Origin of the sequence: Actinomadura harenae (assembly GCF_003696215.1) — a bacterium.
In the GTDB taxonomy this organism is placed as follows: domain Bacteria; phylum Actinomycetota; class Actinomycetes; order Streptosporangiales; family Streptosporangiaceae; genus Spirillospora; species Spirillospora harenae.
Map to the genome: position 1 here is coordinate 92,970 of NZ_RFFG01000017.1, position 13,415 is coordinate 106,384.

At 72.6% G+C, this 13,415-nt stretch carries 12 protein-coding genes; 6 read left to right on the forward strand and 6 right to left on the reverse strand.

The genetic code is table 11. From position 1 onward, the window contains the following. The first annotated feature begins 25 nt into the window (after positions 1-25). The gene (locus EBO15_RS12355) at positions 26-676 is read left to right on the forward strand and encodes a DUF4232 domain-containing protein (protein WP_147481472.1); all 651 of its coding nucleotides are present in this window, start codon (positions 26-28) and stop codon (positions 674-676) included. A gap of 21 nt (positions 677-697) precedes the next feature. On the opposite strand, the gene EBO15_RS12360 is transcribed toward EBO15_RS12355, so the two are convergent. Both EBO15_RS12360 and EBO15_RS12365 read right to left on the reverse strand, forming a co-directional pair. Further along, complete coding sequence (locus EBO15_RS12360; protein ID WP_122194485.1) at positions 698-1,342, reverse strand: LuxR C-terminal-related transcriptional regulator; 645 nt, start codon at positions 1,340-1,342, stop codon at positions 698-700. 11 nt (positions 1,343-1,353) lie between these two features. Beyond that, positions 1,354-2,637 carry a sensor histidine kinase gene (locus tag EBO15_RS12365; protein ID WP_233616138.1) on the reverse strand — a complete coding sequence of 428 codons (1,284 nt, stop codon included), beginning with the start codon at positions 2,635-2,637 and terminating at the stop codon, positions 1,354-1,356. A 191-nt stretch (positions 2,638-2,828) separates the two neighbouring features. Here EBO15_RS12365 and EBO15_RS12370 point away from each other — a divergent pair, with 191 nt between their 5' ends. Next, complete coding sequence (locus tag EBO15_RS12370; protein ID WP_122194487.1) at positions 2,829-5,033, forward strand: MMPL family transporter; 2,205 nt, start codon at positions 2,829-2,831, stop codon at positions 5,031-5,033. Positions 5,034-5,100: 67 nt separating this feature from the next. Here EBO15_RS12370 and EBO15_RS12375 read toward each other — a convergent pair whose 3' ends face one another. After that, complete coding sequence (locus EBO15_RS12375) at positions 5,101-5,946, reverse strand: polysaccharide deacetylase family protein (protein WP_122194488.1); 846 nt, start codon at positions 5,944-5,946, stop codon at positions 5,101-5,103. Between the two features lie 83 nt (positions 5,947-6,029). Here EBO15_RS12375 and EBO15_RS12380 point away from each other — a divergent pair, with 83 nt between their 5' ends. Then, positions 6,030-6,809: an ABC transporter permease gene (locus EBO15_RS12380; RefSeq protein WP_122194489.1), complete on the forward strand. Its 780-nt coding sequence runs from the start codon at positions 6,030-6,032 to the stop codon at positions 6,807-6,809. 37 nt (positions 6,810-6,846) lie between these two features. Here the strand turns inward: EBO15_RS12380 and EBO15_RS12385 are convergent, their stop codons facing one another. Genes EBO15_RS12385 through EBO15_RS12395 form a run of 3 tightly spaced genes read right to left on the reverse strand, consistent with a single transcriptional unit; the run spans position 6,847 to position 9,040 of the window. After that, a complete protein-coding gene (locus tag EBO15_RS12385) occupies positions 6,847-7,251 on the reverse strand; it encodes a RidA family protein (protein WP_122194490.1) in 405 nt (134 codons plus the stop codon). Next, positions 7,248-8,018: an IclR family transcriptional regulator gene (locus EBO15_RS12390; protein ID WP_122194491.1), complete on the reverse strand. Its 771-nt coding sequence runs from the start codon at positions 8,016-8,018 to the stop codon at positions 7,248-7,250. The genes EBO15_RS12385 and EBO15_RS12390 overlap by 4 nt, the downstream gene beginning before the upstream one ends. Beyond that, positions 8,015-9,040, reverse strand: a complete 1,026-nt coding sequence (locus tag EBO15_RS12395) for a sugar kinase (RefSeq protein ID WP_122194492.1) — start codon at positions 9,038-9,040, stop codon at positions 8,015-8,017. The genes EBO15_RS12390 and EBO15_RS12395 overlap by 4 nt, the downstream gene beginning before the upstream one ends. 134 nt (positions 9,041-9,174) lie before the next feature. Between EBO15_RS12395 and EBO15_RS12400 the strand changes: the two genes are divergently transcribed. From EBO15_RS12400 to EBO15_RS12410, 3 genes are read left to right on the forward strand one after another with little or no spacing between them, the layout of a single operon-like run. After that, the gene (locus EBO15_RS12400) at positions 9,175-10,422 is read left to right on the forward strand and encodes an alanine racemase (protein ID WP_122194522.1); all 1,248 of its coding nucleotides are present in this window, start codon (positions 9,175-9,177) and stop codon (positions 10,420-10,422) included. A gap of 1 nt (position 10,423) precedes the next feature. Next, positions 10,424-12,019, forward strand: coding sequence for an N-acyl-D-amino-acid deacylase family protein (locus tag EBO15_RS12405; RefSeq protein ID WP_122194493.1), 1,596 nt, complete (start codon positions 10,424-10,426; stop codon positions 12,017-12,019). Positions 12,020-12,034: 15 nt separating this feature from the next. After that, a complete protein-coding gene (locus EBO15_RS12410; protein ID WP_122194494.1) occupies positions 12,035-13,411 on the forward strand; it encodes a GntP family permease in 1,377 nt (458 codons plus the stop codon). Positions 13,412-13,415: the final 4 nt, after the last annotated feature.

Genomic DNA, 13,415 nt, shown 5'->3' on the forward strand with positions numbered 1-13,415 from the left:
GACGGCCTTTGGCAGGGTGTTCGTCATGAAGCCACGTACCGTTCGTACGAGCGTCACGCTGGCCGGGGGAGCGGCGGCCGTCGCCGTGGCCCTCGCCGGGTGCGGGGACACCAAGGCGGGCAGCACGGCCTCGGGGACGTCGAAGGTGACGTCGTCGCCCGGAGCGTCCGGTGGTGCCGGAGCCTCGGGCGGGAAGGCCGGGCCCGAGACCGTCCCGTCCCATGTGAAGGCCGGGGAGCGCGGCGGGAACGCCGGGCGATGCGCGTCCGCGCAGCTCGAGGCGGGCTGGCAGCAGCAGCCCTGGAGCAAGGACGGCCATGTCTACGCGACGGTGATCCTGACCAACAGGTCGTCGAAGCCCTGCACGCTCGCGGCCGGGTGGGCGACCTTCGGCAAGGGCGCGTCCGGCCGGTACGAGGAGCTGCGCACCACCCGCGCGAAGGTGCCCGGGGCGGGGACGACGATCACGCTGAAGCCGGGCACCTCGGCGTTCGAGGGCGTGAAGTACGCCGTCACGAAGGGCTGCCCGACGATCGGCGGGTTCGGCGTCCGGGTGCATGAGGGGTGGAACGCCGTGCATGTGCCGGGCCGGCACGGCCCGGTCACGCTCTGCCCGGACTCCTTCACCGCCGGGACGATCCAGCCGGTCGCGACCGGCGTGAACTTCCGTCACTGAGGCGGTGTTCCAGGGCGGCGGTCAGCTGTTGAGGTAGGCGAGCACCGCCAGCACGCGCCGGTTGTCGTCGTCGGAGACGGCGAGGTCGAGCTTGGCGAAGATGTTGGCGGTGTGCTTGGTGACCGCGCGCTCGGTGACGACGAGCTGCTGCGCGATCGCCGCGTTCGAGCGGCCCTGCGCCATGAGCTCCATCACCTCGCGCTCGCGCGGGGTGAGCCGGGCGAGGGGCGAGTCGTCCCGTCCGCGCGCGACGAGCCGGGCGACGACCTCAGGGTCCATCGCCGTGCCGCCCGCCGCGACCCGCCGGATGGCGTCGACGAACTGCCCGGCGTCGAACACCCGGTCCTTCAGCAGGTAGCCGATGCCGCCCGAGCCGTCCGCGAGGAGCTCGCGGGCGTACAGCTGCTCGACGTACTGGGACAGGACCAGGACGGGCAGCCCCGGGACCTGGCGGCGGGCCTCCAGGGCGGCCTGGAGGCCCTCGTCGGTGAAGGTCGGGGGCAGGCGCACGTCGACCACCGCCACGTCCGGACGGTGGTCGAGGAGCGCCTTGAGCAGGGACGGACCGTTGTCCACGGCCGCCGCGATCTCGAAGTCGTGCGCCTGGAGGAGGCTGACCAGCCCCTCGCGCAGCAGGGCCAGGTCCTCGGCGAGCACGACGCGCAACGGTGTCTCCGTCAGGTGGTGAGGAGCGCGCAGGGCAGCTCCAGGGTGACGATGGTGGGGCCGCCCACGGGCGAGCTGAGGGCGAGCACACCGTCGAATGTACCGATCCGCCGCTCGATTCCGCGAAGTCCGGTACCTCCGTCGAGGGACGCGCCGCCCCGGCCGTCGTCGGTGACCGAGATCCGCAGCGTCCCGAAGGCGTACCGGACGTCCACCCAGACGTGCCGGGCGCCGGAGTGCTTGGCGACGTTGGTGAGGATCTCCGAGACCGCGAAGTAGGCGGCGGACTCGACCGGGGCGTCCGGGCGTCCGGGCAGGTCGACGATGACCTCGACGGGCAGCGGGTGGTCCAGGGCGAGGGCCTTGACGGCGTCCCCGATCCCGCGGTCGGCGAGCACCGGCGGGTGGATGCCGCGGACGAGGTCGCGCAGTTCGCGCAGGGCCTTGGCGGACGACTCGCGGGTCTCGGCGAGCAGGGTCCGGGCGCGGTCCGGGTCCTTGTCCAGCAGCTGCTCGATCGCGCCGAGGCTCATGCCCATCGCGACGAGCCGGGCCTGGGCGCCGTCGTGCAGGTCGCGCTCGATCCGGCGCAGCTCGCGGGCCGAGGTGTCGACGGCGTCCGCGCGGGTCTCGGCGAGGTGCTGGACGCGCAGCGCCAGCCGGGACCTCTCGGTCGGGCCGAGCATGTTCTGCGTCCAGCGGCCGTAGACGTCCATCAGGCGGGGGCCGAAGTACAGGCCGGCGAGGCCGTAGATCGTGGCGAACGTGGCCAGCAGGGACGCGTTGACCGGGTGGTCGGAGAAGCTGCCCTGCAGCGGGATGAAGGTGTACCACTCGTTCCCGCTGTGGTCCACGATGATCTTGCCGAGGAACGCGGCCAGCAGCCAGCCGTAGATCCCGTACAGGAAGAGCAGGAAGGACAGGAAGGCGGTGAACGCCGACACGACCGGGTCGAGCAGCAGGAACGCCATGTCCCGCCAGGTCGCCGGGTCCTGGATCAGCGCGGTGAAGCGCTGCATCGGGCTGCCCTCGGGGACGGGCAGGTAGGGCCGCTCGACCTTCCGGCCCGTCCAGCGGGACACCAGGTCGCGGTAGCCGTCGAGCAGGCTGCGCAGCATCATCACCGCGGGCGGCACCAGGAAGATCCCGGCGCCGATGCCGACCAGGCCGAACGAGAGCGTCACGGCGATGGAGGCGAACAGCAGCGGGAAGGACATCAGCCACAGCCGCAGGCCCTGCCACGGCACTTCCAGGTACCGGCCGAGGCCCCTCTTCATGCTCACTTCGCCGCTCACCGGATCCTCCATCGTTCGTACTGGTGCCTCTCATACTCGGGTCTCAGAGCGGAGAGCGCAGTGTGGCGAGAGCCCCGAACGAGGGGTGTACTCAGCTACACCCCAGATCGGCACGTAACGCCATTCTCCAGCAAACCGGCAGTTCATAGCGTTTGTGGTGTCACCCCCCAACCTATGCATCAGGGATCACCATGAAGAGAAACGTCGCGGAGCGGCTGGGCCACTGGAGCGCCCACCACCGCACCATCGCCATCGTCGGATGGCTCGCCTTCGTCGTGCTCGCCTCGGTGCTGGGCGGGAGCTCCGGCACCAAGAAGCTGGAGAACTACGAGCAGGGCGTCGGGTCGTCGGCCCGCGCCGAGAAGATCCTCTCGGACGCCGGGGTCAACGACCCGGCCACCGAGATGGTGCTGCTCCACTCGGACGACAGCGGGGCGCTGACCAAGGCCGTCGCGGACGTCCGGGCCCGGGTGCAGGCGTCCGGTCAGGTCGCCGGGCTGAAGCCGACCCTCACCGGCAAGGACCCGCGGGACCGCCTGGTCGTGTTCGACGTCGCCGGCGACCCGAAGAAGGCCGGGGACCACATCCAGCCGATCCTGGACGCCACGGACGCCGCCAAGCGCGCCAACCCGGACGTCACGATCGGGCAGTTCGGCGGCGCCAGCGCCGACAAGTGGTTCGGCAACGCGGTCGGCAAGGACTTCAAGCGGGCCGAGATCACCGCGCTGCCCCTCGCGCTGGGCATCCTGCTGATCGCGTTCGGGGCGCTGCTCGCGGCCCTGCTGCCGGTCGTGCTGGCCTTCACGGCCTTCCTCGCCTCGCTCGGCCTGGTGGCGGCCTTCAGCCACGTCATGCACGTGGACAGCTCCACCAACTCGGTCATGCTGCTGATGGGCCTCGCCGTCGGCGTCGACTACTGCCTCTTCTACCTCCAGCGTGAGCGCCAGGAGCGGTCGCTGGGCCGGGACCGGGAGACCGCGCTGCGGATCGCCGCCGCCACGTCCGGACGGTCCGTGCTGGTCTCCGGCCTGACCGTCATGGTCGCGATGTCCGGCATGTTCCTCACCGGGATGGGCATCTTCGAGAGCTTCGCGCTCGGCACCATCCTCGTCGTCTGCGTCGCGATGCTCGGCTCCGTCACCGTCCTGCCCGCGCTGCTGTCCCTGCTCGGCGACAAGGTCGAGTTCGGCCGCATCCCCTTCCTCGGCCGGTCCCGCCGCCGCGGCCGCCGCGGCACCGCTCAGCAGGGCGGCGCCCGGCAGGGCGGACGCGTGATCGGCGCGCTGCTGCGCCCCGTCCTCGCCAAGCCGGGGATCGCCGCCGTCCTCGCCGCCGGGGTCCTGCTCGTCCTGGCCGCCCCCGCGCTCGGCCTGAAGACGCAGAAGCTCGACCTGAACCAGCAGATGCCGCAGAACGAGTCGATCGCGCAGACCTACACGGCCATCAACAAGGCGTTCCCCGGCAGCCCCGGCCCGGCGATCGTGGTCGTCAAGGCCGACGACGTCACGGCCCCGCCGGTGCGGCAGGCGATCGCGTCCCTGAAGAAGGAGGCGCTCGCGACCGGTGAGATGAACAACCCGATCAACGTCCAGACGCACGGCTCGACCGTCGCGAAGATCCAGGTGCCCCTCGCCGGCGACGGCTCGGACAAGACCTCCCAGCACGCCCTGAAGACGCTCCGCGAGCAGGTCGTCCCGAACACGGTCGGCAAGGTCGGCCAGGCCGAGATCAGCGGCCACCTGGCCTTCTCCGACGACTTCAACGGACGCCTCGGAGGCAGCATCCTGCCGGTGTTCCTGCTGGTCATGGGCGTGACGTTCCTGCTGATGCTGGTGTTCTTCCGCTCGCCGGTGATCGCCGCGACCGCGATCGTCCTCAACCTGCTGTCGGTCGGCGCCGCCTACGGCGTCATGGTCGCGGTCTTCCAGCACGGCTGGGGCGCCTCGCTGGTCGCCACGCACGCGGTCGGCGCGCTCGAGTCCTGGATCCCGCTGTTCGTCTTCGTCGTCCTGTTCGGCCTGTCGATGGACTACCACGTGTTCGTGGTCTCCCGGATCCGCGAGGCCCACGACAAGGGCCTGCCGACCACCCCGGCCGTCGCGGACGGCGTGCGCGCCACCGCGGGCGTCGTGACCAGCGCCGCCATCATCATGATCGCCACGTTCGGGATCTTCGGGACGCTGTCCCTCCAGGACTTCAAGCAGCTCGGCGTCGGCCTCGCGGTCGCGGTCCTCATCGACGCCACGATCGTCCGCGTGATCCTGCTGCCCGCCGTCATGGCGATGCTCGGCCGCGCCAACTGGTGGGTGCCGCGCTGGCTCGGCTGGCTGCCGAACGTCTCGCACGGCGAGCCGGAGACCCCGGCGGTGCCCGCCGCCCCGGTCCTGACCCGCTGACCTCGACGAACAAGAACCCCCGGCCGCTTCGGCGGCCGGGGGTTCCGTGTTGTTCAGGGGTTTCGCCTCAGAGGGCGACGAAGTTCAGGCCGCGCTTCTTCAGCTTGGGGATGACGGCGCGGAGCGCGGCGACCGTCTGCGAGCGGTCACCGCCGCCGTCGTGGCAGAGCAGGACGTTCCCGGCCTTCGCCGACAGCATCGTCCGGCGGATGTGGCCGACGCCCGGACGGGACCAGTCGGTCGGGTCGACGGCCCAGTCGACGGGGAGCATGCCGTGCTCGGCGATGAGCTCCAGGCTCGGCTTGGACCACGCGCCGCCGGGCGCGCGGAACAGCGTCGGGACGACGCCCGTGACGTCCGCGACGCGGTGGAACGGCTCGATGACCTCCTTGCGGAGGCGCTTCCCGCGGACGTGGTCGAACGGGATCGGGTGCGTCTGGGTGTGGTTGCAGATCTGGTGCCCGGCCGCGACGACCCGGCGGGTCAGCTTCGGCCACTCCTGGATCTGCTCGCCGATCTGGAAGAACGTCGCGTGCACCTCGAACTCGGCGAGGACGTCGAGGACCTGCGGCGTCCAGGTCGGGTGCGGACCGTCGTCGATGGTCAGCGCGATCGAGTTCGGCGGCGCGGGCGGGCTGACGTCCTTGAAGATGTCGCGGATGGGCGCCTTGACGAGGGTCAGGCGCTCCTGCGTCCAGGACGCCGGACGCGGCGTGGCCACCGGGCTCGGTTTCGGGGTCGGCGTAGGCTTCAGGTGCTGGGCCGGCCGCCCGGCGTTCGCCGCCTGCCGCACGCGGTCGGCGTGCGCCGTCCCGTGGAGCGCGCCGTCCGCTCCGAGTACGGCGAGTCCGGCGGCGCCCAGCAGCGTGAGCGCGGCTCGCCTGGTCGGTCCGCTCGTCCCCGTATCCGCCACATGTCCCACGGTATCGGGGTTGAGAGGGCCCAAGGTGCCGGAATCAGGTCACAATAAGTTGAAATGAAATCCTTCGCCGCACAATGACCGGAACACCGTCTGTCGGGCCCCTGCTCGGGCTGGTCCTCGGCGCGCTCGCCGTCATCGCGGTCGTGCTCGTCCGTGTGGGTGGGCTCGGCCTCTCGCGCGACGTCGCGGTCGCCGCGTTGCGCGCGGTCGTGCAGCTGTCGGCGGTTTCGCTGGTCATCGCGGGCGTCCTGCGCAGCGGAGCGCTGACCGGATGCTTCATCGCGGCGATGGTGACCGTCGCGGCCTTCACCGCCGCGCGCCGCGTTCGCGGACGCGGCGCGCGCACGGTCCGGCAATCCGCGCGGTCCGCGGGATGGGCGGCTTTCGCCATCGCGACGGGCGTCGTCCCCGCTTTGGTCCTGCTGCTCGCGACCGGGCTCGTGCCTTTGCGGCCGATCGCGGTACTGCCGATCGCGGGCATTCTCATCGGCGGCGCGATGACCGCGACCGCGCTCACCGGACGCCGCGCCCTGGACGACCTGTGGCAGCGGCGCGGCGAGTACGAGGGCGGCCTCGCGCTCGGGCTCCCGCAGCGGGACGCGGCGCTGGAGGTGTGCCGTCCGGCGGCGGCGCTGGCGCTCGTCCCGGCGATCGACCAGACCCGGACGGTCGGCCTGGTCACGCTGCCGGGCGCGTTCGTCGGCGTCCTGCTGGGCGGCGCCGACCCGGTGCAGGCGGGCGCCGCCCAGCTCCTCGTGCTCATCGCCCTGCTGGCCGTCGAGTCGGCGTCCGCGCTGCTCATGCTGGAACTCGTGGCGCGCGGCCACCTCGGCGGGGGCCGCGCGCCCGCCTAGCACGCGGTCCGCTAGCAGGCGGTCCGCGCCGGAGAGGTCAGGCGACGCAGGCGAGGGCGTCGATCTCGACGAGCATGTCCGCGTGCGGGAGCTCGACGAAGACCGTCGTGCGGCAGGGCAGCGGGGCGTCCCCGGAGTACTTCTCGACGAACTCGGCGTACGCCTCGTTCATCGGGCCGAAGTGGTCGCGGGTCGTGAGGTAGACGCGGAACATCATGACGTCCGCGACGGACGCGCCGCCCGCCTCGAGGATCGCGCGGACGTTCTCCAGTGTGCGGGTGGTCTGCGCCTTCACGTCCCCGAGGTGCAGGAGCTCGCCGGTCTCCGGGTCCTGCGAGCCCTGCCCGGAGACCTGGAGCATCGGGCCCTTGCGGACTCCCTGGGAGAAGACAGGCAGGGGCGTGGGCGCGGCGTCGGTGCGGATCTCGGTCTTGGCGGTCATGGGTTCTGGTTTCCCTTCGTTTCCGGACGGTGGCCGAAGTCGGCGGAGATGGCCCGCGCCGTCTCCAGCAGGTCGGGCAGCAGGTCGGTGACGTGCTCGGGCGCGAGCGGCGCGAGGTCCGGCACCGAGATGGACGCGGCGGCGACGACGCGCCCGGACGCGTCGCGCACCGGGGCCGCGACGCAGTGGATGAACGTCTCGTGCTCGGCGTCGTCCACGGCGTAGCCGCGCGCCGCGACCCGGTCGAGCTCGGCGAGCAGCGCGTCCGGGCCGGTCAGGGTGTTCGGGGTGAACGGGGTGTACTCGATGGCCGCGGCGACCGCGCGGCGGCGCGCGTCGGGCAGGTCGGCGAGCAGCACCTTCGCGATCGCCGTCGCGTGCAGCGGCATCGGCAGGCCGACCCGCGAGTACATCCGGACGGCGTGCCGCGAGTCGTACTTGTCCAGGTAGACGACCTCGCTGCTCTCGTACACGCCGAGGTGGACGGTCTGCCCGGTCCGGTCGTTCAGCCCTGCCAGGTGCGGGGCGGCGACGCGCCGGACGCCGCGCTGGTCGAGTGCCGCCGCCGACAGTTCGAACAGCCGCGAGCCGAGGTGGAAGCGGTGGTCGTCGTCGCGGTGCACGAACCGGTCGTCCTCCAGGACGCGCAGCAGCCGCAGCACGGTCGTCTTGTGGACGCCGAGCTCGGCCGCGAGGTCGTCCAGGGAGCGCGGGCCGTCCGCGAGGCCGCGCAGCAGCGCGAGGCCGCGGGCGAGGCTCTGACTCATGTCGTCCCCCGAAGGATGGTGCGCTGAATGATGGCGCCCTGAGTGATGGTGGCCCGGGTGAGGGTGGTGGCCGCCCATTCGGCCGGGGTCGCGGCGAGGAGCGCGGCGATCCGGTCGGGAGGGGGCGGCGGTCCGTGGTCGCCGGGCACGACCAGCGCTCCGGCGGCGGCCAGGTGGCCGAGCCGCAGCCGTCCGCGCGGGTCGAGCCCGCGCAGCGTACCGGCCAGGAACCCGGCGGCGAAGGCGTCCCCGGCGCCGACCGGTTCCACCACCTCCACGCGCAGCGCGGGCTCCGTCACGGTCTCGGACGTGAGGCGGGTCAGGGCGGTGGCCTGGTGGCGGTCGTCCTTGAGGACGATGGTGTCCGGGCCGGGGAGGAGGGCGCGGAGCTTCGCCGGGTCGGAGGTGCCGAGGACGGCCTCGGCCTCGTCCGCGCCGAGCAGGACGATGCCGGCGGCGTCCAGGAGCGGGCGGAGCGTCGCGGCGGGGTCGGCGCCCGGTGGCCAGAGCGCGGGACGGTAGTTCAGGTCGAAGCTGGTCAGACGGCCCGGGACGCGCTCCCGCAGCAGTCCGGCGACGAGCGCGTGCGCGCCGGCGGAGAGGGCGGGCGTGATGCCCGACAGGTGGACGAGCGGCGCGTCGCGCAGCACCGGGGAGCCGAGCAGCGCGGGCGAGAGCGCGGACCCGGCCGAGCCCTCGCGGTAGTAGTGCAGGACGCTGCCGCCTGGCCCGGTCTCCTTGACGTACAGCCCGGTCGGACGGCGCGGGTCGACCTCGACGGCGGAGACGTCGACGCCGGACGCGGCGAGTTCGGCGGTGACGCGGCGTCCGAAACCGTCGGCTCCGACGCGTCCGATCCAGGCGGCCGGGACGCCGAGGGCGGCGAGCCCGCGCGCCACGTTCGCCTCGGCGCCGCCGATGGCGTGCCGGAAGGTCTCGACGTGGTCGAGCGGTCCGGGGCGGTCCGGCAGGAGCGCGGCCATGGTCTCGCCCACACACGCCACCGGCGGCTGCCGCTCCATGTTCCCGCTGCTCCCCGACGTCGGCGTTCCGGCGCGGTCACCGTTGACCCGCTGATGATCGCGATGCTACAACCGGCAGAACGCATTGTGCAATGAGTGTTGCATAAGACGCAACGAGCGAGGTGGGAGCGGTGATGATCGACGGTGACGCGGTGGCGGCCCTGCGGGACGAACGGCTCGACTGGCGGTTCCAGGCCGTCCCGGCGGCCGCGCACGGACGCACTGTGGGCGAGTACCTGGCGGAACGTCCCGTCCTCGGCGACCTCGGCACGCCGCTGCTGACGCTCGACGCGTCCGCGCTCGACCACAACCTCGCGCTGATGGCGCGGTACGCGGACAAGGCGGGTGTCGAACTCGCCCCGCACGGCAAGACGACGATGGCGCCGCAGCTCTGGAAGGCGCAGCTCGACGCCGGGGCCTGGGGCATCACCCTCGCGAACCTCCCGCAGCTCCGCGTCGCGCGCGCCTTCGGCGTGCGGCGGCTGCTCCTCGCGAACGCGCTGCTCGACCCGGCCGGGCTCGCCTGGATCGCCGCCGAGCTCGACCGCGACCCCGCCTTCGAGTTCCTCTCCTGGGCCGACTCGGTCCGGACGGCCGAGCTGATGGACGCCGCGCTCCGCGACGCCGGCGCGTCCCGTCCGGTGGACGTCTGCGTCGAACTCGGCGCGCGCGACGGACGCACCGGCGCGCGCACCCTCGGCGAGGCCGAGGCCGTCGCCGCCGCGATCCGGGCCGCGCCGACGCTGCGGCTCGCGGGCGTCGCCGGGTACGAGGGCACGCTCGCGCACGACGCGTCCGACGCCGCGCTCGACATCGTCGACGGCTACCTGCGCCGCTTCGCCGAGCTCTTCGGACGCCTGTCCTTCGAGGTGGACGCGCCGGTCGCGTCGGCGGGCGGCAGCGCCTACTTCGACCAGGTCGTGGACGTGCTGGGCGGCCTGCCGTCCGCGCGCGTCCTCCTGCGCTCCGGCGCTTACCTGATCCACGACGACGGCTTCTACCAGGGCATCTCCCCACTCGCCCGTGCGGAGGGCGAGCGTTTCCGGTCGGCGATGCACGGCTGGGGACGCGTCGTGTCCCGCCCCGAACGCGCCCTCGCGCTCGCCGACGCCGGCAAGCGCGACCTGCCGTTCGACGAGGGCCTGCCGGTGCCGCAGCTCGTCCGGGGACGCGGCGCCGCACCGGTCGAGAACGCGCACGTCAGCGCCCTCGCCGACCAGCACGCGTTCCTCCGCGACGCGGACGTCGCGGTCGGCGACATCGTCCGGTTCGGGCTGTCGCACCCGTGCACGGCGATGGACAAATGGCAGCTCGTCCCGGTGATCTCGTCCGCCGGCGACCCCGAACCGGCCGTGGTCGACCTCGTCCGGACCTGGTTCTGACGTGCTCTTCCGGCACGCGACCGTCGTCGACGGAACCGGAGCCCCCGCGTACCGCGCGAACGTCCGCGTCGCGGACGGACGCATCGCCGAGATCACCACATCCGCGACCTCCGCGCCGGACGTCGTCGACGCCGACGGGCTCGTCCTCGCTCCCGGCTTCATCGACATGCACGCCCACTCCGACCTCGCGCTGCTCGCCGCGCCCGACCACCTCGCGAAGGTCGCCCAGGGCGTGACCTGCGAGGTCATCGGCCAGGACGGACTGTCCTACGCGCCCGTCTCGGACGTGACGCTCGCGTCCGTCCGGCAGGCGATCGCGGGCTGGAACGGCGACCCGGACGGCTTCGACTGGACCTGGCGCACGGTCGGCGGGTACCTCGACCGGCTCGACGGCGGCATCGCCGTGAACGCCGCCTACCTCGTCCCGCAGGGCACCGTCCGGTTGCTCGCCATGGGCTGGGACGCCCGCGAGCCGACCCGCGCCGAACTCGACCGGCAGCGCGACCTCGTCGCGACCGGCATGCGCGAAGGCGCGGTCGGCATGTCCAGCGGCCTCACCTACGTGCCCGGAACGTACGCCTCGGACGACGAGCTCGTGGAGCTCTGCCGCGTCGTCGCGGGCCTCGGCGGCTACCACTCGCCGCACCACCGCTCCTACGGCGCGGGCGCGCTCGACGCGTACGCCGCGATGGTCGACGTCTCACGCCGCTCCGGCTGCCCGCTGCACCTCGCCCACGCCACGATGAACTTCGGCGTCAACAAGGGCCGCGCGGGCGAACTGCTCGCCCTCCTGGACGAGGCGATCTCCGGCGGCTGCGACATCACCCTCGACACCTATCCCTACCTGCCCGGATCCACCACGCTCGCCGCCCTGCTCCCCAGCCGCGCCGCCGAGGGCGGACCCGCCGCCGCCCTCGCCCGCCTCGCCGACCCCGCGTCCGCCGCGCACGTCCGCGAGGTCATGGAGGTGGACGGCTCGGACGGCTGCCACGGCGTCCCCGTCGAGTGGGACACCATCGAGATCTCCGGCTCCCGCGTCCCCGGCACGGTCGGACGCACCGTCGCCGCCCTCGCCGCGTCCTCCGGACGGCCGCCGTTCGAGGTGTTCCGCGAACTGCTCGCCGCCGACGACCTCGGCACCACGATCCTCCAGCACGTCGGGCACGAGGAGAACGTCCGCGCGATCATGCGGCACCCCGCGCACACCGGAGGCAGTGACGGCCTCCTCCCGCTGACGCCCGGCGCGAAACCCCACCCCCGCGCCTACGGGACGTTCCCCCGCTACCTCGGCCACTACGTCCGTGACCTGGGCGTTCTCACCCTCGAAGAGTGCGTCGCGCACCTCACCGGACGTCCCGCCCGACGCCTCCGGCTGCGTGAGCGCGGCCTCGTCCGGACCGGGTACCACGCCGACCTCGTCCTGTTCGACCCCGCCACGGTGCGGGACACCGCCACCTTCGACGCCCCCCGGACCGTCCCGGAGGGCATCACGCACGTGCTGGTCAACGGCGTCCCGGTCCTCCACGACGGACGTCCGACCGGCGCCCTCCCCGGACACGCCCTGCGGCGCGGAAGGGACACCACCTCCACCCCCTGAGGAGGCACACCCCCCATGGTCCACTGGCTCCGTCACGAGACGGGCGGCCTGCTGCTGCTGTGCGCGCTGGCCATAGCCCTGCTGCTCGTGCTCATCATCAAGGTCCGGCTCGAACCGTTCATCTCCCTGCTCGTCTCCGGCCTCGCCCTCGCCCTCGCCGCCGGACTCCCCGTGTCCCAGATCGTCGGGACGCCGCTCAGCTCCAAGACGTCCCTGCTGGAGACCGGGTTCGGCGGCATCCTCGGGCACATCGCCCCGATCATCGGACTCGGGACGATCCTCGGCGCGATCCTGGAGGCGTCCGGCGGCGCCGACGTCCTCACCCGGAGACTCCTGGAAGTCTTCGGCGAGAAACGCGCCCCGCTCGTGATGGGCCTGGTCGGCCTCATCTTCGGGGTGCCGGTCTTCTTCGACATCGGCATCTTCGTGCTGGCGCCGCTCGTCTACATCACCGCCCGGCGCGGCGGACGCTCGCTCGTCCTGTACGCGATGCCGATGCTGTGCGGCCTGTCCGTGACGCACGCGTTCCTGCCCCCGCACCCGGGCCCGGTCGCCGCGTCCGGCCTGCTCGGCGTGTCCCTCGGCTGGCTGATCATCATGGGCCTGGCCTGCGGAGTCCCGGCGTTCCTCGTCGCGGGCATCGCCTGGGGGACGTGGATCGGCAACCGCGTCCAGGCCCAGGTCCCGGAGGACTACGCGGCCGCCGAGAAGGAGGCGCGCCCCGAACCGCCCCTGGCCCTCGTCGCCCTGATCATCCTCGTCCCGCTCGTCCTGATCCTGCTGGCCACCTTCGGCGACGTCTGGTGGAAGGGGAGCAGCGTCCTCCCCCTGCTCACCTTCGTCGGAACCCCGGCCGTCGCCCTCACCGTCGCCGTCCTCCTGGCGAGCTACCTCCTGGGCATCCGCCGAGGCATCCCCGCGAAGGAACTGTCCGACCTGGCCACCCGCTCCCTGCGTCCGGTCGGCATGCTCCTCCTGGTCGTCGGCGGCGGCGCGTTCTTCGGCGCCGTCATCGCCGCGACCGGCGTCGGCAAGGCCCTCGCGACCACCATGGCGGACGCCGGGCTCCCGCTCATCGTCCTCGCCTACCTGATCAGCTGCGGCCTCCGCCTCGCCCAGGGCTCCGCGACCGTCGCCATCGTCACCACCGGCGGCATCGTCGCCCCGCTGCTCCAAGGCGAACACCACTCCCAGGCCCACCTGGCCCTCATCGCCGTCGCCATCTCAGCGGGCTCGATCATCGCGTCCCACGTCAACGACGGCGGCTTCTGGATCGTCTCGCGCTACTTCAACCTCTCCGTCCGAGACACCCTCAAGACCTGGACCGTCCTCGAAACCATCCTCTCCATCGTCGGCTTCACCACAGCGGCCACCCTGAGCACCTTCATCTGACCCA

What these genes read in the sequence shown, in the direction of transcription:
- EBO15_RS12380 (WP_122194489.1), top strand. Translation starts at nt 6,030, where the DNA reads ATGACCGGAACACCGTCTGTCGGGCCCCTGCTCGGGCTGGTCCTCGGC.
- EBO15_RS12355 (WP_147481472.1), top strand. Translation starts at nt 26, where the DNA reads ATGAAGCCACGTACCGTTCGTACGAGCGTCACGCTGGCCGGGGGAGCG.
- EBO15_RS12385 (WP_122194490.1), bottom strand. Translation starts at nt 7,251, where the DNA reads ATGACCGCCAAGACCGAGATCCGCACCGACGCCGCGCCCACGCCCCTG.
- EBO15_RS12390 (WP_122194491.1), bottom strand. Translation starts at nt 8,018, where the DNA reads ATGAGTCAGAGCCTCGCCCGCGGCCTCGCGCTGCTGCGCGGCCTCGCG.
- EBO15_RS12410 (WP_122194494.1), top strand. Translation starts at nt 12,035, where the DNA reads ATGGTCCACTGGCTCCGTCACGAGACGGGCGGCCTGCTGCTGCTGTGC.
- EBO15_RS12370 (WP_122194487.1), top strand. Translation starts at nt 2,829, where the DNA reads ATGAAGAGAAACGTCGCGGAGCGGCTGGGCCACTGGAGCGCCCACCAC.
- EBO15_RS12395 (WP_122194492.1), bottom strand. Translation starts at nt 9,040, where the DNA reads ATGGAGCGGCAGCCGCCGGTGGCGTGTGTGGGCGAGACCATGGCCGCG.
- EBO15_RS12400 (WP_122194522.1), top strand. Translation starts at nt 9,175, where the DNA reads ATGATCGACGGTGACGCGGTGGCGGCCCTGCGGGACGAACGGCTCGAC.